An 18,558-nucleotide genomic window follows, 5' to 3' on the forward strand; every position below is an offset into this window, starting at 1 on the left:
GAGCCGGAGTCGTCACCGGCGACGCTCAGGCCGGAGAGGCCGGGACGGACGCCGTGGCCTGGCCGGCACCGAACGTGATGCCGCGGGCCTCGTGGCCGAGCCCGGTGAGCACCGCGACCAGGAGCAGCACCGGGATCACAGTGACCGCCAGGGCGAACGGATAGCCGTGGGAGTGGGCCAGCGCCTGCTGGATGGGCAGGTTGAAGGCCGCCAGGAGGTTGCCGAGCTGGTAGGTGACGCCGGGGAAGAAACCGCGGATCTCGTCGGGGCTCAGTTCGGTCAGGTGCGCGGGGATGACGCCCCAGGCGCCCTGAATGAGGAACTGCATGAGGAACGCGCCGAGGGCGAGGGTGGCCAGGGTGGGCGCGAAGGCGAACAGCGGGACGATGGGCAGGGCGGCGAGGACAGCGGTCATGATGGTGCGCCGGCGGCCGAACCGCTCCGACAGCCCGCCGAGGAGGGTGCCGCCGAGGATGGCGCCGAGGTTGTAGACGATGGCCACCGTGATGGCCTCGGTGCCGGTGAAGCCCTTGCCGTCCTTGAGGAAGGTCGGGTAGATGTCCTGGGTGCCGTGGCTCATCCAGTTGAACGCGGTCATGAGCAGGACGAGGTAGAGGAACCGCCGAAGCACCTGAGGGTTGAGGAAGACCGAGCGAAGCGAGGTGCGGGTACGGGTGAGGCGTTCGTGGGTCCGTTCCCAGGCTTCGCTCTCGTGGACGCGGGCGCGGATGAAGAGCGACACCAGGGCGGGCAGCAGACTGAAGGCGAACATGCCGCGCCAGCCCCAGAGGGGGTTGATGACCAGGAAGACGACGGCGGCCAGCAGGTAGCCGACGGCATAACCCTGCTGCAGCACGCCGGAGAAGAAGCCGCGCTTGCCGGTGGGCATCTTCTCCATCGCCAGGGCGGCGCCGAGCCCCCATTCGCCGCCCATGCCGATGCCGTACAGCAGCCGCAGGATCAGCAGGACGGTGTAGTTGGGGGCGAAGGCGCAGGCGAAGCCGACCACGGAGTAGAAGGCGACGTCGACCATGAGCGGCCGTCTGCGTCCTGAGGCGTCGGCCCAGCGGCCGAACAGGAACGCGCCGAGCGGGCGCATCGCGAGCGTCACGGTGGTGAGAAAGGCCATCTGGGTGAGCGATACGCCGAACTCCTTGCCGATCTCGGCGTAGACGAGGACGACGATGAAGTAGTCGAAGGCGTCCATCGTCCAGCCGAGGAAGGCGGCCAGGAAGGAGTTGCGCTGGTCGCGGTCGAGTCCGCGTGCCTGTTCGATGAGGGCCAGAGCCATGGCGGGGACCTCCTTCGGCCCGGCGTCGGGGGTGCCGTGCCGGTGGCCATCGTGCGCCGGGGCCGATGAGAGGAGGGTGAGAGTATGACGCCGTAGCGCGCCGGTCCGCCACGAGCGCGTGGCGGTGGTGGCGAACATCTACCGTGCCGCCGCGGCGGTCCGCCATCATCTGGAGAACGCGGTCCTGAGGAGCAGCGACCTCGGATCGCCGGCATCCGGCTGACGGGGGAGGCGCCGCGCCTCCGGCACCCGCCACACTTCGGTGGCGGTCCCTTGAGAGGAAGGCGGAGGGGATGAGCGGCGGCGGATCCGCCGCCTTACGTACGGGAAGTTTCCCGAAACTTTCGGTCAACGAGAAGGGTTCGTGGTGCTTTCCCGGACGATGAGCTCGGTGCCGAGCTCGATGCGGGGCTGCGCCAGCGGCTCGCCCTGGGCGAGCTTGAGCAGCATGGTCGTGGCGGTGGCGGCCATCTCGGTGAGCGGCTGGCGGATCGTGGTCAGCGGCGGGGTCATCCACTGCGTCGAGGGCAGGTCGTCGAAGCCGACCACGCTCAGGTCGTGCGGGATGCGCAGCCCGAGCTGGTGGGCCGCGCGGTAGACGCCCAGGGCCTGTCCGTCGTTGCAGGCGAAGACGGCGGTAGGCGGGTCGGGCAGGCGCAGCAGCCGGTGCGCCTGGGCCAGGCCGCCCTCGGTGACGAAGTCGCCTCGGCCGATCAGGACCGGATCGACGGGCACCCCGGCCATGTCCAGGGCGGTGCGGTAGCCGTCGAGGCGGGCGCGGCTGGACAGCGCGTAGTCAGGGCCGGTGATGATGGCGATGCGCCGGTGTCCGAGGTCGAGCAGGTGCCGCGTCGCCGCCAGCCCGCCGTTCCAGTTGCTCGCGCCCACCGTGGGCACCTGCTGCCCTGGATCGCCTGACGGATCGAGCAGGACCAGGGGGACGCCGCGCGTGGCGAGCTGGTCGCGCTGCTCCTTCGTCAGGTCGGCGAACACCGCGATCACGCCGGTGGGGCGGCGGCTCAGCACGGCCTCGATCCAGCCCTTGCCGGGGGTGTGGCGGTGTTGCAGCTCCGACAGGACGACGGCCAGACGGTGCTCGCGGACCACCTGCTCGACGCCCTTGGCGATCTCCACCGGGTAGTCGCCCTCCAGGGCGTGGAAGACCAGCTCCACCAGCGGAGCCGGGCTGGCCCGCCGCCGTTGCGGGCGGTAGCCGTACTCGCGGATGAGCCGTTCGATGAGGGCGCGGGTCTCGGGCGCGACCTCGCTGCGACCGTTCACGACCTTGGAGACGGTTGCCGTGGACACCCCGGCCAGCTCGGCGAGCTGCGCGATGGTGAGCGGCTGGGATGGAGCGCCGTCGCCGGCGGACGGCTCTTCGGTCGCGGTCATGGCCGCAGTCTAACCGGGACGCTTTCGGAGTCTGGCCTTTGTTGTTTCGCTGGCTTACGCGACAGTTCTTGACGGATTTCGGAACATCCCCCTACAGTCCCGGGTTAACGATCGGAATTAAATACGAAACTTTAGAGGTCCCCCCGTGAAGATCCGCATCGCCACACCGGTCGTGCTCGCCGCGGCCATCGCCCTGACCGCATCCGCCTGTGGAGGCGGTGGCAGCAGCACCTCGGCCCCGCCGTCAGGCGACGGCAAGTCGTTCGAGTTCTGGTCGTTCACCGGGATCGATCAGAAGACGTCGGTCGATAAGTACCAGAAGGACAACCCGGGTGTGCAGGTCAAGCTGACCGAGGTGGGAGGCTCCACGGAGACGGCACAGGCCCTGACCACGGCGCTGGCCGGCGGCAAGGTGCCGGACCTCGTCCTCATCCAGGGTGACGACCTGCCCAAGTTCGTGCAGCAGCCGCAGAACTTCCACGACCTGCGGCAGCTCGGCGCGGACAAGATCAAGGGCGATTACCTGGACTGGGTGATGAGCCAGAGCACCGCCAAGGGCGGCGAGATCATCGGCATTCCGACGGACGTGGGCGGCATGGCGGTGGCGTACCGCCATGACCTGTTCAAGGAGGCCGGGCTGCCGACGGACCGGGAGGAGGTGGGCAAGCTCTGGCCGACGTGGGACGCCTTCATCGAGACGGGCAAGAAGTACACCGCGGCCACCGGGAAGGCGTTCGTCGACAACGCCGCCACCAGCGTGTTCTACCAGGCGGTCAACCAGGGGCCGATGAAGTACTACGATCCCTCGGGCAACGTCGTCTACAGCACAAGCCCCCAGGTCAAGACCGCCTTCGACCTGGCGATCAAGGCGGCGCAGTCCGGGATCACGGCCAAGCAGAGCTCGTTCTCCGACGGCTGGAGCGCGGGCATAGGCAAGGGCCAGTTCGCGGTGGTCTCCGCGCCGGCATGGTTGCTGGGACAGATCGAGCGGAACGCCCCCGACACCAAGGGCAAGTGGGACATCGCCGCCATTCCCGGCGGAGCGGGCAACTGGGGCGGCAGCTACCTGGCCATCCCCAAGGGCGCCAAGAACCCGAAGGCCGCCTGGGACTACATCACCAAGACACAGTCGCCGCAGAGCCAGCTGGAGCACTTCGTCGACTCGGGGTCGCTGCCCACCACCCCGTCGGTCTACAAGGACCCGAAGCTGACCGGGCACAAGGACTCGTTCTTCTCCGACGCGCCGACCGGGACGATCTACACCAACTCGCTGCTTGGGCTCAAGCCATTCCACATCGGCACGGACAGCGCCGCCATCGGTCAGGAGTTCCTGAACGCGCTCGAGAACGTGGAGCAGGGCAAGGGCGACGCCGCCAAGGCATGGGACGCGGCGCTGGCCAACATCAAGACCGCCATCGGTAAGTAGGACCGGCGTGACGACGACTCTCAGCACGTCGCGGGCGGCAGGTACGCCGCCCGCGGTCACCACCCGGGTCCGGCAGAGCATCCGCGAGCGCGTCGCCCCGTACGCCTACATCGCGCCGTTCTTCCTGATCTTCGCGGTGTTCGGCCTGGTGCCGCTGCTGTTCACGTTCTACGTGGCGCTGTTCGACTGGAACCCGATCGGCGAGCACGTCTTCATCGGCCTGGACAACTTCACCCGCCTGCTCGACGACGCCCGGTTCTGGAACGCCGCCTGGAACACCATCAGCATCTGGCTGTGGTCGACCGTGCCGCAGCTGCTGCTGGCGCTGGTTCTGGCGCACCTTCTCAACCACGCCCGGCTGCGGTTCGCGGTGTTCCTCCGGATGTCGATGCTGGTGCCGTACATCACCTCGGTCGCGGCCACCGCTATCGTCTTCGCCCAGATGTTCGACCGCGACTACGGCCTGCTCAACTGGTTGCTCGGGCTGGTGGGGGTGGAGCCGATCGACTTCAAGCAGTCGGTGTGGGGCAGCCACCTGCTCATCGCGGCGATGGTCACCTGGCGCTGGTTCGGCTACACGACCCTGCTGTATCTGGCCTCGCTGCAGGCGATCCCGCGCGCGCTGTACGAGGCCGCGGCGGTCGACGGCGCGGGCAGCTGGAAGCAGTTCCGCCACATCTCCATCCCGTCCCTGCGGCCGGTCATCGTGTTCACGATCGTAACCTCCACGATCGGCGGGCTGCAGATCTTCACCGAGCCGCTGCTCATCTCCCGGATCTCGGCGGTGACCTGCGGGCCGGTCCGCCAGTGCCAGACGCTCGCACTCTTCCTGTACGAGCAGGGCTTCGGCCAGTTCCAGTTCGGCTACGGCGCCGCCATCGGCGTGGCGTTGTTCGTCCTGATCATCATCTTCGCCACGCTCAACTACCTCCTGTCCACCCGCGTCCGCCCGGAGCGCTGATGAACAAGGCCAACCGCGTCCGCTGGTGGACCTATCTCCTCCTCGGCCTGGCCGTTTTCGCCTGCCTGTTCCCGCTGTACTGGATGTTCGTGGTCGCCAGCACCGACAGCGCGACCGCCACCCAGATGCCGCCCGAGATCGTGCCCGGCGGCAACTTCTTCCACCTGGCCGGGCTGGTCCTCGAGACGGTGCCGTTCGTCAGCTCGATGGTCAACAGCCTCATCGTGGCCGGGGCCATCGGGGTCGGGCACGCGGTGCTCTGCTCGCTGGCCGGCTTCGCCTTCGCCAAGCTGAGCTTCCGCGGCCGCAACATGTTGTTCCTGATCGTGGTGCTGACCATGACCGTGCCGACGCAGCTCGCGGTCATCCCGCAGTACATGATCATATCCAACCTGAACTGGGTGGACACCCTGCAGGCGCTCATCGTGCCCGGCCTGGCCAGCGCGTTCGGCATCTTCTGGATGCGTCAGCACATCGGTGCCACGATCAGCGACGAGATCCTCCAGGCCGCCCGCATCGACGGGGCGACCACCTGGCAGATCTTCTGGCGCATCGCGTTCCCGCTGGTCCGCCCGGCCGCGTTCGTGCTCGGCCTGCTCGGCTTCGTCACCGCGTGGAACGACTTCCTGTGGCCGTTCATCGTGCTGAAGTCGCCCGAGATGTACACCGCGCAGATCGCCATCAAGGCGCTGCAGAACAGCTTCGACATCGACCTCGGGCTCGCCATGTCCGGCTCGTTCCTGGCCACGCTGCCCTTGCTGGTGTTGTTCATCTTCGTCGGCAGGCGGATGGTGGCCGGGATCATGGACGGCGCCTTCAAGGGCTGATCACTCGTGGTGTGCCGGGCGGGCGGTCGGCCTGGTGCGCAGCTCGCGCACCAGTGCGCGGCACCGCCTGTGCACGGCGCACTGGCCGCCAGGATAGGAGCAGTTCAGACCGGGTTTTCGGGATCGAGGCCGGATCGCGATCAAGCGCCGGACACGGACGGCTTCAGCTGCCCGGCGCGGACCAGCCAGATGGCCCGCTCCAGGTCAGGGGTCAGATAGCGGTCGTCGCCCAGGGGGGTGACGTACCTTCTGATCTCCGCGTGCAGGTCCCGCGTGACAGCGCCGAGCGGCAGGCCCGTCATCTTCTGGGCGATGAGGTCGATGCCTTGGGCCGCCATCAGATACTGGACCGCCAGGACGATTTCCAGCCGGTCGAGGTTCTCGTGCAAATGCCGGACCGAGGCCATCGCCATCGTGTTGTGGTCCTCCTGCCCGTCCTTGACCGGCCGGGACAGCGTCCCCGCAGGCGTGGCCCTGACCTGCATCTCCGGGACCAACGCCGCGGCCACCGTCTGCACCTGCACCATCCCGGAGTTCAGCCCGACCGTGCCACCGGCGAGGTTCGCCGGAAGGCCGTAGCTCCACCGGGGCGACAGCAGCCGTCCCGACAGTTCCTGCGACAACACTCCGATGTCGGCGATCTCCGCGTTCAGGGTGTCGGCGAGATGTCCCATGACGGAGCCGTCCCAGTTGCCGCCCATCACGAACTCGTACTCCGGCCCTCCATCCCGCTTGAAGATCAGCGGGTTGGAGTTCGACGAGTTGGCCTCCCGTACCAGAGTCTGGCGCGCGTCGGCGAGCTCGTGCCGCAGTCCGGCCATGATGTGCGGCGCCGCCCGTACCGACACCGCGTCCTGGATGCGCGGCTCGTAGTTCGCCGGGTCGAGGCGTTTGCGTCCTTCCTCCGTCATCCAGCCCGAGCCCGCCACCATCTCGCGCAGCCGCGCGGCGACCGCGTCCTCCTCGGGGATGTGGCGTTCCTTGTGGGTACGCGCGTCGAGCGATCCCTGTTCGGCCCTGGTCGCCTCCATGAACAGGGCGAAGGCGCCCTCCGCCTGGTCGGCGAGCACGGTGGCCCGGTACACGGCGTGCAGCAGGGTGGCGGCCAGCACCGTGCTGCCGCTGACGATCGGCAGCGCTTCCCCGGCCTGGAGGGTGAAGTCCCTGGCCAGCCCGGCCTTCGGCAGCAGCTCGGAGGCCGGCCCCTCGACGCCCTGGTAACGCACCGGCGCGTTCTCGCCGATCGCCGCCAGCCCGGCCGCCGCCTGCGGCTGCAGGTCCCCGGTGCCCAGCGAGCCGATCTGCGGCATCCGCGGCACGACGCCTGCGTTGACCATGTCCAGCAGCCGCTGGGGCACCTCGGGCCGTACCCCGACCTTCCCCCTGGCCATCTGGTTCGCCTTGAGGATCAGGGCCAGCCTGACCACGTCGTCGGGCAGCGGCTCGCCGACGCCCGCGGCGTGTGACCGCAGGACGTTGCGCTGGAACTGCTCTGCCTCCTCGGGTGAGAGCGGACGGTCCTTCAGTGGCCCGAGCGCCTGGTTCCAGCCGTACACCCGCTGGTTGGCCAGGGCCTTCAGCGCTCCCGCCCGCGTGGTGACCAGGTTCGCCCGCACGTCCGGCGCGAGCTGGGCGGAGACCGGACGGCCGTCGAGGATCGCGAACGCGTCCCGGAGGGAGAGTGAATCGCCGTCCAGCTCCAGGCTCAACACCGGCCGAGGCGCCGCCCCGATAGGGGGCCGATCAGGTTCGGCGACTGCCTGCTCCGGCACGCACAAGGCGGCGAGCAGGCCGGCGACGGTGGCCATTCGTCCTATGTTGGTCATCAACGTGATCTCCCGGCCCTCACGATCATGAGCGATGCTGCTCCGTTATAGCGGCGGACCAAAGAAGGGCCAGGGACGGCTCGACACCGCAGGGACGAGTGCTGACCTGGTCTCGACCGGTCCTATGCAGTGCGATGCCTGTTCTGTGCCGAAGCGGAGCGGGCTCGGTCACCCCGAGCCGGGAATGCGCAGCACGAACCGAGCGCCGGTGTCGGAATCCTCGACGGTCAGTGTGCCCTGGTGGGCCCCCGCGATCTCGCGGGCGATCGGCAGGCCGAGCCCGGTGCCGCCGATGTCGCGGCTACGCGCGTCGTCCAGTCGGGCGAAGCGCTCGAACACGATTTCGCGCTGGTCGGGGGCGATGCCCGCGCCGTCGTCGAGCACCTCGAGGACGGCCTCCCCGTCCTCCTGCCGCACCGTCACGTCGATTCGCGTCTCGGCGTGCCGCTCGGCGTTGTCCAGCAGGTTCGTCAGCAGGCGGACCAGCTGCAACCGGTCTCCCATGACGAGCACGCCGCCTTGCGCGTCGGTGACGACGCGCTTGGTGCGCGGCCTGGCGGTCTCGCTGACGACCAGCTCGCCCAGGTCCACGGGCTCGCGGCGGCTCGGGGCGCCGGCGTCCAGCTTGGTCAGCGTGAGCAGGTCCGAGACGATGGCCTGGAGCCGGTCCAGGCTGGCGAGCACCTCCGTGCCCGTCGCCTGCCAGTCGGTGTCCTCGGGGTAGAGCATCGCCTCCTCGACCTGGGCGCGCATCGCGGTGATCGGGCTGCGCAGGTCGTGCGAGGCGTCGCCGGCGAACCTGCGCTGCCGCTCCATCGCGATCTCCTGCTGCCGCATCGCCGCCTCCAGCCGCTCCAGCGTCTCGTTGGCGGTCTCGGCCAGGGCCCTGAGCTTGTCGTCGGTCTCCGGCACGGGAACCCGCATCCCGCCGCCGCCCGCGGTGATCTCGGCCAGCCTCTTCGTGATGCTGCTCACCGGTGCGAGGGTCCGGTCCACGACCCGAGACACCCCGATCCAGGTCACCGTGGCCAGCCCGGCCGTCACGCCGATCAGGAACAGGAGCACGTGTGGGCTGACGTACCAGGGCACCGTCGGTTCGAAGGCGTAGATGACCCAGGTGCCGTCCGGCTGGTACGCGCGCAAGGCGGCCACGATCTTGCATTGGCCGGGAAAGGCAGGCAGGTCGCAGAGCTGCGCGTCGTCGTTGGCCTGGTCCGGGCGGGGGATCGCGGTGGTCTGGCGGGGCGCGCCGGCCAGGTTCGGCGTCCAGGTGACCGGATGCCCGGCCGGGTCGATCACTTGGATGCCGTCGAGCCCGTTCGGTTCCAGCAGCCGGGGCAACTCGTACTTCTTGACCAGCATGAGCACGCGCAGGGCTTTGCCGGACACCTCGAGCGTCCGGATGTCGGTGGCGTCGTCCCGGGTGCCGTACAGCACGAAAGCGCTGACGACGATGTTCAGCAGCACCATGGAGATGCTGGCGAGCAGCGCCAGCCGCGTCCGCAGCGATCGGCGCAACCGTGCTCTCACGCGTCTTCCCCCCGGCGATCAGAAGATCACGGTTGTCGCGCTCGCCGCTAACTTAGGGAGATTCCCCAATAAAGGCGGTTACGCAGGATTGAATGGGGCGATTGACGCGGACGGTGCGCGTCACCCCTTGATCGCCCGGCCCCGGGGTTGATCTCGCATAAAATCTACTATTCAGGTAGGTTATTCTGGCTTTGGTATCTGAACGTTCATGAAGGGCAGAACCCCCATGTCTCGATCCAGACCGCTGTTCACCGCCGTCATGCTCACCGTCGTGGGCCTCCTCGGCGCCTGTGGCGACGGGGGCACTGCCAGAACGGCGCAAGGTGACGGCAAACCGGTCTACGGCGGCACGCTGATCTATCTGGAGCATCAGCCCCCGACCTGCCTCTACCTGCCCGCCGCCGGCTTCTATCCCAACGGCGGCATCCTCAACCAGATCACCGACAAGCTGACCTGGCAGAACCCCGAGACGCTCGAGATCGAGCCGTGGATAGCCACGAAGTGGGAGGTCAACGAGGACGCCACCGCATACACCTTCCACCTGCGCGACGGCGTGACCTTCAGTGACGGCAGCCCGCTGGACGCCGCCGCCGTGGCGGCCAACTTCGACGTTTACGGCCTGGGCGACCCCAAGCTCAAGCTGCCCGTCGCGGAGTTCGTCAACAACTACGAGCGCAGCGAGATCGTCGGCCCGCTCACGGTGAAGTTCCACTTCAAGAAGTCCTCGCCCGGCTTCCTACAGGGCACGTCGGTCATCGGGGCGGGGCTGGTGTCCAAGAAGACGCTCGCGTTGCCGTACGAGCAGCAGTGCCAGCTGAAGAACGTCGTCGGCTCGGGCCCCTTCACCCTCAAGAACCAGATCGTCGACAAGGAGGTCGGCCTGGCCGCGCGCAAGGACTACAACTGGGCGCCGCCGTCCTCCAAGCACCAGGGGCGCCCTTACCTGGACGAAATCAAGATCATTGTGACGCCGGAGGACAACGTGCGCGTCGGCGCGCTGACCTCCGGCCAGGCCGATATGGTGCGCTACGTCCAGGCGTACGACGAGCAGACCGTCAAGGACGCCGGCTTCCAGATCTACGCCGAGCCCACCCGCGGCGTGAACAACGGCCTCTACCTGCGGCCGGCCAACGGCATCCTGAAGGACCCCGACGTCCGCCAGGCGCTGCAGGCGGGCACGAACGCCAAGGAGGTCGTCGACACCCTGTTCACCGAGAGCTACCCGGTCGCCACCTCCGTGCTCAGCCACCTCGCCCAGGGGTACGTGGACCTGTCCAAGGAGCTCACCTATGACCCCGCCAGGGCCAATGCCCTGCTCGACCAGGCCGGCTGGACCCGCGGCGCCGACGGTCTCCGCGTCAAGGACGGCACGAGGCTGCAGCTCGGCGTGTTCGTCTCCGGCCCGCAACCGCTGTCGAAGCAGACGCTCGAGCTCGTCGCCCAGCAGTGGGCCAAGCTCGGCGTGAAGCTGGAGATCCGCCCCGCGGACGCAGGCACGCAGGCCGTGGACATCAAGAACGCCGAGAAGACCGCCATCCAGCACGGCATGGTCGGCCGCGCCGACCAGGATGTGATCAAGAGTCACTTCCACAGCCAGAACCGCGACGTCATCCTCTCCAAGGACGAGGAGCTGGACCGGCTGCTGGAAGAGGAGTCCGCCGAGCCCGACGTGGCCAAGCGCAACGCCAAGGTCGCCGAGATCCAGCGGTATGTCATCGACCAGGGCTACGCGATCCCGCTGTTCGAGGAGCCCCAGGTGTACGGCGCCGCGCCGCACGTCCAGGGAGTGGCCTTCGAGGCGGTCGCCAGGCCCTCGTTCTACTCGACGTGGAAGTCGCAGCAGTGACGAGGTACCTCCTGTCGCGGGCGGGGCAGGCGGCGCTCGTGTTGTGGGCCGCCTTCACGGCGAGCTACGTGCTCCTGCAGCTGCTGCCTGGCGACTCCATCCTGATCAAGTTCCAGAACCCGGAGCTCGGCCTGTCGCCGCAGCAGATCGCCGAGATCCGCGCCTACTACGCCGGCGGCTCCCCGATCGCCGACTACGCCCAGACCCTGCTCGGCTTCCTGACCGGCGCCTTCGGCTACTCGATCGACACCGGCACCCCCGTAATCGACCGGCTGGCCGAGGCGCTGCCCGAGACGGCCCGGCTGGCCTCGGCCGCGTTCGTGCTCGCGATGCTGATCGCCGTGGTGATCGCCGTCGCGGCGAGCTACAGCGCGACCTCGTGGTTGCGGGGCGCGCTGCTGTCGGTGCCGTCGTTGTTCATCTCGGTGCCCGCGTTCTGGCTGGGCATCCTGCTGATCCAGGTCTTCTCGTTCCGGCTGAAGCTGGTGCCGGTGATCGGCGGCGGTGACGTGCAGCAGCTGATCCTTCCGGTCCTGACGCTGGCCGTGCCGATCTCGGCGCCCATCGCGCAGGTGCTCGCCAGGAGCATCGACCAGGTGTACGCGCAGCCGTTCGTGCCGGTCATCGAGGCCAAGGGCGCGACCCGGTGGTGGATCCTGTGGCGGCACGTGGCCCACAACGCCGTGTTGCCGACGTTGACCGTGGCCGGGCTGACGTTCGGCGAATTGATCGCGGGCTCGGTCGTGACCGAGACGGTCTTCGGCCGGGCCGGCATCGGCAGGCTCACCGAGCAGGCCGTGGGCGCGCAGGACACGCCGGTCATGCTCGCCGTGGTCGTGCTCGCCGCGGCCGTGTTCGTGCTGGTCAACCTGGTGGTGGACGTGTTGTTCCCGATCCTCGACCCGCGGCTGAAGGCGGCGTCGTGAAGGGCGCGGGTGTGAAGGCGGGCCGCGTGCCGGCCGGTCGCGTGAAGGGCGGGCCGGTTCTCGCGTGGGCGGTGATCGGGCTCGTGCTGCTCTGGGCGGTCCTGCCCGGCGTGTTCACCGGCTACGACCCGATCGCCGGCGTGCCGGCCGAGAAGCTCCAGGCGCCGAGCGCGGAGCACCTGTTCGGCACCGACGCCGTCGGGCGCGATGTGTTCGCCCGGGTGGTGCACGGCTCCGTGCACTCGCTGTCGGGAGCGCTCGTGGCCGTGGCCGTGGGCCTGGTCCTCGGCACGCTGCTCGGGCTGCTGGCCGGCGCGGCCGGCGGAGTCGCCGACGCGGCGGTCATGCGGGTCGTGGACGTGCTGCTGTCGGTGCCCGGTCTGCTGCTGGCCCTGACCGTGATCATCCTGCTCGGTCCCGGCACAGTGAACGTGGCGATCGCGGTGGGCGTCGGCTCGGTGGCGGCCTTCGCCCGGCTGGCCCGCGCCGAGGTGGTGCGGGTCCGGCGAGCCGACTACGTGGAGGCCGCGTTCGGCAGCGGCGGCAGGTTCCCGGCCGTGTTGTGGCGGCACGTGTTGCCGAACTCGCTCGGCCCCGTCATCGCCCTCGCCGCCCTGCAGTTCGGCGCGGCCATCCTCGCCATCTCGACACTCGGCTTCCTCGGGTACGGCGCCGAGCCCCCCACCCCGGAATGGGGACTGCTCATCTCCGAGGGACGCAACTACCTCGCCACCTCGTGGTGGCTGACCACGCTGCCCGGCGCGGTGGTGGTCGCGGTGGTGCTCGCCGCCGGCCGCATCAGCCGCTCGATCGGAAGGGAACGGGCATGAGTTTGCTCGACATCCGCGACCTGGCGGTCTCGTACGACGGCAGGCGAGCAGTGGCCGGTGTGTCCTTCGCGATCGAGCCGGGGGAGGTCCTGGCCGTCGTCGGCGAGTCGGGATCGGGCAAGTCCACCACGGCACACGCGATCATCGGCTTGCTGCCGGGCAACGCCACCCTGGACGCGGGCCGGATCCTGTTCGGCGAGGCCGACCTGGCCGGCTGGACCGCGCGCCGGCTGAGGTCCGTACGCGGCTCGCAGATCGGCCTGATCCCGCAGGATCCCGCCAACTCCCTGGACCCGGTCAAGACCGTCGGCGCCCAGATCGGCGAGGTGTTGCGCATCCACGGTCAGGGTGACCGCCGTTCGATCCGCCATCGCGTGCTCGACCTGCTCGCCCGCGTCGGCCTGCCCGACCCCGAGGTCCGTGCTCGACAGTACCCCCACGAGCTGTCCGGCGGCATGCGCCAGCGCGTGCTGATCGCCATCGCGATCGCATTGCGACCCCGGCTCATCATCGCCGACGAGCCCACCAGCGCGCTCGACGTCACAGTGCAGCGGCGCATCCTGGACCTCATCGACGACCTGCGTGCCGAGTACGGCACCGCCGTGCTGCTGGTCACCCACGACCTGGGCGTGGCCGCCGGCCGTTCCGACCGCCTGGTCGTCATGAAGGACGGCCGCGTCGTCGAGCAGGGGCCGACCGCCGCCCTGCTGGCCGCCCCGGAAGCCGACTACACCAAGCGGCTGCTGAACGACGCTCCCGCCCTGTCGGCGCGGCCGTTCCTGGATCCTCCTGAGGCCCAGCCGGCGGCAGGGCCCGCGATCGTGGTCCGCGACCTGGTCAAGGAGTTCCGCATGGGGCGGCGCCCGTTCCGGGCCGTCGACGGGGTCTCCTTCGAGGTGGCGCGCGGCACCACGCACGCGCTGGTGGGCGAGTCCGGCTCGGGCAAGACCACCACGGCCAGGATGGTCGTGCGGTTCGCCATGCCGACGTCGGGAACGGTGGACATCACCGGGGCGCCGGACGACCGCGGTTTCCGGAGGCACGTGCAACTCGTCTACCAGAACCCGTACGGGTCGCTCGACCCGCGCCAGTCCATCGGGGAGATCGTGGAGGAGCCGCTGCGGAACTTCAAGCTCGGCGATCGGGCCGCCCGCCACGCTCGGGTCGCCGACCTGCTGGATCGGGTGGCGCTGCCGAAGGACGTGCTGGCGCGCCGGCCGCGCGAGTTGTCCGGCGGGCAGCGGCAGCGGGTGGCCATCGCCCGCGCGCTGGCCGCGGACCCCGCCGTGATCGTGCTGGACGAGGCGGTCTCGGCCCTCGACGTCACCGTGCAGGCACAGATCCTCGACCTGCTCGAACAGCTCCAGCGCGACCTGGGGCTCACTTACCTGTTCATCTCGCACGATCTGGCCGTCGTGCGCCAGATCTCGCACACCATCTCCGTCATGAGCAAAGGACGCATTGTGGAAACCGGAACGACCCGGCAGGTCTTCACTGAGCCGAGGCACGACTACACCCGCGAGCTGCTGGCCGCGATCCCGGAGCGGGTGCGATGAGGCTCGGCTTCTTCACCCGGCTGCTCGACGACGTGCCGCCGGGGGAGCGGTACCGGCTGGCCGCCGAGCAGATCGAGCACGCGGAGGCCTTCGGGTTCGACACGGCGTGGGTGGCGCAGCACCACTTCGACGGCGACGAGGGCGGGCTGCCGGCGCCGCTGGTGTTCCTGGCCCACGTCGCCGCCAGGACCAGCCGCATCCGGCTCGGCACCGGCATCATCACGCTGCCGCTCGAGCATCCGGTGCGGGTGGCCGAGGACGCCGCCGTGCTGGACCTGCTGACCGGCGGCCGGCTGGAGGTGGGCGTGGGCGGCGGGGGCACCCCGTCGGCGTTCGGGCCGTTCGGGCACGACAGCGCCGGCCGCGCCGCCTTGTACGCCGAGCACCTGGAGGTGCTGGTCCGGGCCTGGTCGGGGGAGGACCTCGGGGGCGGCAACCGGCTCTACCCGCCGGCGCACCGGCTGCTGAGCGCCATCTGGGAGGCGACGTTCTCGGTGGCGGGCGGGGCCAGGGCGGGCCGGGCGGGCAACGGGCTGATGTTGTCGCGCACACAGCCCCGGCCCGCCGGCAACCCGCAGGCCACGCTGGCCGACCTCCAGCTGCCGATCGTCGACGCCTACTACGAGAACCTGCCGCCCGGCGCGACGCCGCGCATCGTGGCCTCGCGCACAGCGTTCGTCGCCGACAGCAGGGCCGAGGCGCTGCGTTACGCCGAGCTGGGCCTCGGCCGGGGCAGGTTGCCCTTCGAGCTGCCCGACAACGATCTCGACCATCGCATCGCGGCCTTCGACGTGCACCTCGGCACTCCGGAGGACGTCATCGAAAGCCTGCAGGCCGACCCCACCCTGCAGCGGGTCACCGACCTGGTCTTCCAGGCGCACTCGGTCGACCCGCCGCACCCGCTCATCCTCCGCTCGGTCGAGCTGCTGGCGACCGAGGTCGCCCCTGCCCTGTCCATTGAAGTGAGCACGAAATGATCATCGACGTCATCGACCATCTGGCGGGAATCACTCCCGGCTCCCCGCTCGACCGGCTGCGCGAGCGCCGTCCCGGCGCCCGGGAGCACGCCCAGCGCAGCTACGACGCGCTCTTCACCCCGGACGACGAAGGCGAGGTCACGCTCGTCGAACGCGGCGCGATCGCGGCCTTCGTCACCGGCCTGCACCAGGACGCCGCGGTAGCGCGCTTCTACGCCGACCGTCTCGCCGAGCTCGCGCCCGGCCTCCTGAAGGCCGTCGATACGGAGATCGAGGAGGGCAGCACCACCGGGCCCTACGGTGTCTACCCGGCCGGCACGGTCCTGGCGGCGGAGAGCGACGAAGGGCTGCGCTACCGGGCGCGCGAGCCGGACGCGCTCGGCACGCGCCTGGCCTCCGCGTTAGAGCACGCCCACCTGCTCGTGTTCCGGCCCCGCGAGGCCCGCCAGGACCATCTGGACGCGCTGGCCCACGCGGGCTGGAGCACCACGGGCATCGTCACGTTGTCGCAGCTCATCGCATTCCTCAGCTTCCAGGTACGGGTGATCGCCGGCCTGCGGCTGCTCAAGCGGGAAGGACTCACTTCATGACCGAGCTTGTCGAGGTCATCAATATGCACAGCACCTTGGTCATGAGACCGGCGAAGGAGGTCTCATGACCGGCTTCACCCAGGACCGCCTCGGCTGGCGGCCGTGGCTGGCGCCCCTGACCGAGGAAGAGCTGACCGACGCCCACTACGAGGCGCTGGTGGACAAGGCCCGCGCCGCCTCACCGTACTTCCTGCTGCTCGCCCGCGACCCGGACATCCTGCACGCCCGTACGAAGACCGACGTCGACATCTTCTACAACGCCGACGGAGGGCTGCCGCGCGCCGAACGCGAGCTGGCCGCCACGGCCACCTCCCGCCGCAACGGATGTGTGTTCTGCGCCTCCGTGCACGCTCGCTTCGCCAGTCACCACGCCAAGCGTCCCGAGGACGTGCAGCGCCTGCTGGACGAGGGTGTCGGCGCGCCGCAGGACGGCAGGTGGCGGGCGGTCATCGACGCCGCGGTGGCGCTCGCCGCCACCCCGGAGCAGCTCGGCCCCGAGCACATCGCGGCCCTGCGTGCCGCCGGGCTCGACGACCTGGCCATCAGCGACACCCTTCAGGCCGCGGCCTTCTTCAACTGGGCCAACCGGCTCATGCTCTCGCTCGGCGAGCCCACTCCCCAGGAGGACCGATGACCGAATCTCGTCGCGGACTCGGCGACATCACAACCCGCCTCGACCACCTCGTCTACGCGGTCCCTGACCTCGCCGCCGCGGTCGCCCAATTCGCCGAGCGCACCGGCATCCACCCCGTGCCCGGCGGCAGCCATCCCGGAGGCACCGCGAACTATCTCGTCAGCTTCGGCCCCACCGCCTACCTGGAGATCATCGGGCCCGATCCGGAGGCATCCGTGCGGCCGCGGGCGTTCGGCCTGGAGACCCTCACCGCCCCTCGTCTGGTCGGCTGGGCCGTACACCCTGACGACATCGACAGGGCGGTGAAGCAGGCACGCGAGCGGGGCTACGACCCCGGCGACGTCCGGCCCCTGTCCCGGCGCACGCCGGCAGGCGTGCTGCTGGAGTGGCGGCTCACCCGGTGGGACGACCCGGCGACGCTCAGGCCGGTGCCTTTCCTCATCGACTGGGGTGACACACCTCACCCCGCCTCTTCTGGCCTGCCCCTCGTGAGCCTGCTGTCCCTCTCCGCCGTGCACCCGGATCCGGACGCGTATCGGCGCGACCTGGCCGCCCTGGACGTGCGGCTCGATGTCTCCCGAGGACCGGAAACGGCGCTGCGTGCCGTCATCGACACCCCTCGCGGCCATGTGACCCTGCGCTGACCAGAAGGCAAGAAAGGCGAGCCACCCCCTTGACGGGACCGCGGAGTTCCATTAATGATTATTCCTACTTAAAAAGTAGAGAAAGGGGAGATCGTGCGAGCGCTCATCCTGCTCGGGCTCGTCGGTTTCGCGGCCCAACTCGTTGATGGCAGCCTCGGCATGGCCTACGGCGTCACCTCCAGCACGCTGCTGCTGGCCGTCGGCACCAACGCGGCCGCGGCCTCGGCCACCGTGCACCTGGCCGAGATCGGCACCACGCTCGCCTCGGGCATCTCCCACTCGCGCTTCGGCAACGTGGACTGGAAGGTCGTCGCCAAGATCGGCGTCCCGGGCGCCTTCGGCGCCTTCGCCGGGGCGACGTTCCTGTCGAGCCTGTCCACCGAGGTCGCCGCCCCGGTCATGTCGATCGTCCTGCTGACGCTGGGCGCGTACATCCTGGTCCGCTTCACCGCTTTCGGGCTGCCGCGCGGCAACCTGGGCAAGCCGCTGCGCAAGCGCTTCCTGGCCCCGCTCGGCGTGCTGGCCGGCTTCGTCGACGCCACCGGTGGCGGCGGCTGGGGCCCGGTCGGCACCCCTGCCATCCTGGCCAGCGGCCGGCTGCAGCCGCGCAAGGTGATCGGCTCCGTCGACGCCAGCGAGTTCCTGGTCGCGGTCGCCGCCAGCGTCGGCTTCTTCGTCGGCATCGGCTCGGAGAACATCGACTTCGCCTGGGTCGCCGTCCTGCTGCTCGGCGGCGTCATCGCCGCGCCGATCGCGGCCTGGCTGGTCCGCCACATCCCGCCGCGCATCCTCGGCTCGGCCGTGGGCGGCGTGATCATCCTGACCAACGTGCGGACCCTGCTGCGCAGTGACTGGATCGACGCCTCCGGCGGCGTGCAGACCATCGCCTACATCGCCATCGCCCTGGTCTGGGCCGGCGCCATCGCCTACTCCGTCCGCGAATACCGCCGCGACAAGGCCGCCGAGTCCGTCGAGGCGATCGAAACCGAACTGCAAATCCGGACCGCCGAGGAGGAGCAGGCCTCCGCATGAGGGCCGTACGCACCGAGCCCGGCCCGGAGGGCGGCTACTGGCTGGCCCGCTCCGCCGCGGAGATCGCGCTCGCCGACGTCATCCGCGTCACCGAAGGGGTCGAGCCGGCCGGCCGGCCCTTGCCGCAGGCGGCGGCGCCGCTGGCCGAGATCTGGGCCGAACTGCACGACCATGAGGACCGCCTGCTGAGTGGCACCACTCTCGCCGACGTCCTGGCCTCACCTCATGCGGGTTCCTGACGAGAGTTGGCGGCGACCGGTTCTCGAAGGC

General features: G+C 69.7%; 17 protein-coding genes. 13 read left to right on the plus strand and 4 right to left on the minus strand.

Annotated elements, in window-relative coordinates:
* Nucleotides 1-25: 25 nt before the first annotated feature.
* Both ACTWPT_RS50215 and ACTWPT_RS50220 read right to left on the minus strand, forming a co-directional pair.
* Nucleotides 26-1,291 (minus strand): MFS transporter, encoded by a 1,266-nt coding sequence (locus ACTWPT_RS50215; protein WP_443184657.1) that lies wholly within the window; start codon nt 1,289-1,291, stop codon nt 26-28.
* Nucleotides 1,292-1,639: 348 nt separating this feature from the next.
* Entirely contained in the window at nt 1,640-2,683 is a 1,044-nt protein-coding gene (locus ACTWPT_RS50220) for a LacI family DNA-binding transcriptional regulator (RefSeq protein WP_443184658.1), read from the minus strand.
* A gap of 145 nt (nt 2,684-2,828) precedes the next feature.
* Here ACTWPT_RS50220 and ACTWPT_RS50225 point away from each other — a divergent pair, with 145 nt between their 5' ends.
* The 3 genes from ACTWPT_RS50225 to ACTWPT_RS50235 are packed head-to-tail and all read left to right on the plus strand — an operon-like array spanning nt 2,829 to nt 5,897.
* Nucleotides 2,829-4,109 (plus strand): ABC transporter substrate-binding protein, encoded by a 1,281-nt coding sequence (locus ACTWPT_RS50225; protein ID WP_443184659.1) that lies wholly within the window; start codon nt 2,829-2,831, stop codon nt 4,107-4,109.
* Between the two features lie 7 nt (nt 4,110-4,116).
* Nucleotides 4,117-5,070, plus strand: a complete 954-nt coding sequence (locus ACTWPT_RS50230; protein ID WP_443184660.1) for a carbohydrate ABC transporter permease — start codon at nt 4,117-4,119, stop codon at nt 5,068-5,070.
* Entirely contained in the window at nt 5,070-5,897 is an 828-nt protein-coding gene (locus ACTWPT_RS50235) for a carbohydrate ABC transporter permease (RefSeq protein WP_443184661.1), read from the plus strand. The genes ACTWPT_RS50230 and ACTWPT_RS50235 overlap by 1 nt, the downstream gene beginning before the upstream one ends.
* Nucleotides 5,898-6,037: 140 nt before the next feature.
* Here ACTWPT_RS50235 and ACTWPT_RS50240 read toward each other — a convergent pair whose 3' ends face one another.
* Together ACTWPT_RS50240 and ACTWPT_RS50245 are read right to left on the minus strand one after the other, a co-directional pair.
* Nucleotides 6,038-7,705 carry an HAL/PAL/TAL family ammonia-lyase gene (locus tag ACTWPT_RS50240; protein ID WP_443184662.1) on the minus strand — a complete coding sequence of 556 codons (1,668 nt, stop codon included), beginning with the start codon at nt 7,703-7,705 and terminating at the stop codon, nt 6,038-6,040.
* Nucleotides 7,706-7,891: 186 nt separating this feature from the next.
* A complete protein-coding gene (locus ACTWPT_RS50245) occupies nt 7,892-9,253 on the minus strand; it encodes a sensor histidine kinase (RefSeq protein WP_443184663.1) in 1,362 nt (453 codons plus the stop codon).
* A gap of 226 nt (nt 9,254-9,479) precedes the next feature.
* Here ACTWPT_RS50245 and ACTWPT_RS50250 point away from each other — a divergent pair, with 226 nt between their 5' ends.
* From ACTWPT_RS50250 to ACTWPT_RS50295, 10 genes are all read left to right on the plus strand, one after another.
* A complete protein-coding gene (locus ACTWPT_RS50250; RefSeq protein ID WP_443184664.1) occupies nt 9,480-11,099 on the plus strand; it encodes a TIGR04028 family ABC transporter substrate-binding protein in 1,620 nt (539 codons plus the stop codon).
* Complete coding sequence (locus ACTWPT_RS50255; RefSeq protein WP_443184665.1) at nt 11,096-12,025, plus strand: ABC transporter permease; 930 nt, start codon at nt 11,096-11,098, stop codon at nt 12,023-12,025. The genes ACTWPT_RS50250 and ACTWPT_RS50255 overlap by 4 nt, the downstream gene beginning before the upstream one ends.
* Nucleotides 12,022-12,855: an ABC transporter permease gene (locus ACTWPT_RS50260; protein WP_443184666.1), complete on the plus strand. Its 834-nt coding sequence runs from the start codon at nt 12,022-12,024 to the stop codon at nt 12,853-12,855. Before ACTWPT_RS50255 ends, ACTWPT_RS50260 begins: the two co-directional genes overlap by 4 nt.
* A complete protein-coding gene (locus ACTWPT_RS50265; protein ID WP_443184667.1) occupies nt 12,852-14,411 on the plus strand; it encodes a dipeptide ABC transporter ATP-binding protein in 1,560 nt (519 codons plus the stop codon). The genes ACTWPT_RS50260 and ACTWPT_RS50265 overlap by 4 nt, the downstream gene beginning before the upstream one ends.
* Nucleotides 14,408-15,388, plus strand: coding sequence for a putative FMN-dependent luciferase-like monooxygenase (locus ACTWPT_RS50270; RefSeq protein ID WP_443184668.1), 981 nt, complete (start codon nt 14,408-14,410; stop codon nt 15,386-15,388). Before ACTWPT_RS50265 ends, ACTWPT_RS50270 begins: the two co-directional genes overlap by 4 nt.
* Nucleotides 15,385-15,978, plus strand: coding sequence for a CMD domain protein (locus ACTWPT_RS50275; protein ID WP_443184669.1), 594 nt, complete (start codon nt 15,385-15,387; stop codon nt 15,976-15,978). Before ACTWPT_RS50270 ends, ACTWPT_RS50275 begins: the two co-directional genes overlap by 4 nt.
* A gap of 64 nt (nt 15,979-16,042) precedes the next feature.
* Nucleotides 16,043-16,612 carry an alkylhydroperoxidase domain protein gene (locus ACTWPT_RS50280; protein ID WP_443184670.1) on the plus strand — a complete coding sequence of 190 codons (570 nt, stop codon included), beginning with the start codon at nt 16,043-16,045 and terminating at the stop codon, nt 16,610-16,612.
* Nucleotides 16,609-17,256 carry a VOC family protein gene (locus tag ACTWPT_RS50285; protein ID WP_443184671.1) on the plus strand — a complete coding sequence of 216 codons (648 nt, stop codon included), beginning with the start codon at nt 16,609-16,611 and terminating at the stop codon, nt 17,254-17,256. The genes ACTWPT_RS50280 and ACTWPT_RS50285 overlap by 4 nt, the downstream gene beginning before the upstream one ends.
* 93 nt (nt 17,257-17,349) lie before the next feature.
* On the plus strand, nt 17,350-18,288 hold the full coding sequence (locus tag ACTWPT_RS50290; protein ID WP_443184672.1) for a sulfite exporter TauE/SafE family protein: 939 nt from the start codon (nt 17,350-17,352) through the stop codon (nt 18,286-18,288).
* Nucleotides 18,285-18,527, plus strand: a complete 243-nt coding sequence (locus ACTWPT_RS50295; RefSeq protein WP_443184673.1) for an RrF2 family transcriptional regulator — start codon at nt 18,285-18,287, stop codon at nt 18,525-18,527. The genes ACTWPT_RS50290 and ACTWPT_RS50295 overlap by 4 nt, the downstream gene beginning before the upstream one ends.
* Nucleotides 18,528-18,558: the final 31 nt, after the last annotated feature.

Origin of the sequence: Nonomuraea sp. 3N208, assembly GCF_052245935.1 — a bacterium.
GTDB lineage: Bacteria > Actinomycetota > Actinomycetes > Streptosporangiales > Streptosporangiaceae > Nonomuraea.